Source organism: Stutzerimonas kunmingensis (assembly GCF_032106285.1).
GTDB lineage: Bacteria > Pseudomonadota > Gammaproteobacteria > Pseudomonadales > Pseudomonadaceae > Stutzerimonas > Stutzerimonas kunmingensis_B.
This window is the reverse complement of sequence record NZ_DAMCPO010000067.1, coordinates 1-2186: the sequence shown is the minus strand read 5'-3', so window position 1 is coordinate 2186 and position 2186 is coordinate 1. Positions and strand designations below refer to the sequence as shown.

Sequence of the window (2186 nt, the reverse complement as noted above, 5' to 3'; positions counted from 1 at the left end):
CTTCAACGCTGAGTTCGGTATAAGACATAGGGGCAGCACCGTACCGGAAAGGTCAAGTGTTGCACTCAGTTTTTGCCGCCGCCCTCCTTGCTTGTGTATACGCGTGCAGATATGGCGCATCTCAGGAAAGACGTGTCGTTTCAAATACCTGAAAGTTCCACCGAGCACGACGATGTCGGGCTTGATGAGCTCGATCTGGCGCCTTATGTAGGGAGCATATTTCTTGACGTGAATGTCAAATGACTTTGCCTCGGTTCTGGCTCCGCCCGCGGTCTTCCGCATGTTTATATAGGCGACACCCCAAGTAGCTTCTTTGCCGCAGGCTTTCGCGTTTTCGAAGCTGGGAACTTCTCCTGTGTACTTTGCGAGGCCGTAAGCCCATCGGCCGACCCTGCGAAGTACTTTGCCTTTCCACCAACCACTCTTTTCTGATCGTAGTGCTATCTGTATGGCGGTGGTCAGATTTTGTTTGGCTTTGTTGGTTTCCTTTAGCACGAACAGGATTTTCACGTTTGCGTTCATCCAGTGCTCGTTTGAAATAATTCCGTCGCGATTGAAGTAAACATCGCGGTCGAATGTTTTTTCCCAGGCATCAAGAAGCGTGTCTAGGCAGTCTATTTTGCCCAAATCTAAGCCATACATTCCGTGATTCTCATCGGTCATAAAAGGGCCTTACGCCGTCGCCTCGGTGCGAATGGCCTTGCATTTGGGGTACTGAGAGCAGCCCCAGAACGAACTGCCGGCATTGCTTCCGCGCTTGGCCACGCGGCGGACCATTGGCGCCTGGCAGACCGGGCACGAGACTTGCGCTGCGCTAGGAGACGGGACGGGGCCTGTTGGCGTCGCGTTCCGCGGATCGGATGCTTTGCTCGTTGCTGGCCGGGTTACCTGGCGTGACTTGATCATACGACTCTGGCGGATCATGTCGTTCAGCTCAGCGCCTTCGATCAATTGCAGATTTTTGCCTTGGGCGAACGTCTTGGCGTCCTCGGTGAACCGGCCCGATATAACGACGAAGCCGCCTTTTGCTCCCTCGGCCGTCATGACACCGAACAACTCACGTATTACGTTCACCTGGACCAGCTGGCGGCGCCATTGCTTGCATTGGACTAGGTACTTTTCTCCATCCTTGAGCAGCACCAAGTCGATGCCGCCATCGGCCCCACCTTGGCCAGTCTCCTGAACGGAAAAACCTTTGCGTCGGAACGCCTCGCCTACGAGCAACTCGAACTCGCGCCAGCTTATGGATTCCAGCGTGTTCTCGTCGCTTGCGACGGAGTCGAAGAGCTTCTTGCGCCGTAGGCGGCCAAAGATCGAAGCGATGGCTCCGAATACCAGCGCGGCAGGGACGAAGTACTGCGCGGGTACCGCCAATCCGCGAAGCATCATGCCGGACATGTGGCTGCCTAAATCGGGTGGATTGGCTGGTGCCGGTATCGGTGAAGTGACGATGCTGTTGAGCCACAGGTACGCGATGAGCGCCAGTGGAAGGGTGATCCACCAGGGCATTAATGCTGCGAGATCGATCAGGTCTTCGAAAGGGGATTGCTTGCGGCGGCGGGCCATATCGCGTCCTTGTGATGGCTAGATGATTGCGCAGCGCAATGTGCCGGTAGACCGGATGATCGGCAAGCGATTTGTGCGCTTGGGTGACCGTCGGCGTTTGGGCTGACGACGGGGTGGAAATGGCGAAGCCTTTTCAATCCGTCATATACCGGCTACTCGCTTCAGGGGCGAAACTTCTGTTCCGCCCTGCTGGGCGGGTCACTTTTGTCAGTCGCGACAAAAGTAACCAAAAACGCTTGCCCCTCCATCCGGCCCTGCGCTTCGCTCCGGGTTCGCTCGCTCCATCGCCGTTCCAGAGGCACGCCGCGCAGGGCCATCCCTGGCCCATCGCGGCTCTCGCGGCATCCATGCCGCTCAACCCCTTCCACGGCGATTCCGCTCACCCTCCTGAAGGGGCGGTTGGTGTCGCTTGATACCCTGCAAAAAAACCAAACAAGTGACGCTCGAACCTCCGGGCGACTCGGACTCCGATCCCTGTCAGGAGGCCGAGTGGAGGTGTTGTGTAGGGGGGCGAGCTGCATGGATGCGGCGAGAGGCTTAAAGGGCTAGGGATGGCCCTTGTAAGGTAAGCGCTCCATAAACCCCACCTCTATCAAGGCAGGAGGAGCACTCAGCTCGGC

At 57.2% G+C, this 2186-nt stretch carries 2 protein-coding genes; both read right to left on the bottom strand.

The annotated features are described in order from the left end of the window. Window positions 1–663: hypothetical protein (locus RT582_RS22390; protein ID WP_313480092.1), on the bottom strand; the 663-nt coding region annotated here is incomplete at its 3' end. Window positions 664–672: 9 nt separating this feature from the next. Continuing rightward, complete coding sequence (locus RT582_RS22385; RefSeq protein ID WP_101274157.1) at window positions 673–1566, bottom strand: restriction endonuclease; 894 nt, start codon at window positions 1564–1566, stop codon at window positions 673–675. Window positions 1567–2186: the final 620 nt, after the last annotated feature.

Bases quoted from the DNA above. Each gene is read 5' to 3' on its own strand.
- RT582_RS22385 (WP_101274157.1), bottom strand. From the start codon at position 1,566: ATGGCCCGCCGCCGCAAGCAATCCCCTTTCGAAGACCTGATCGATCTC.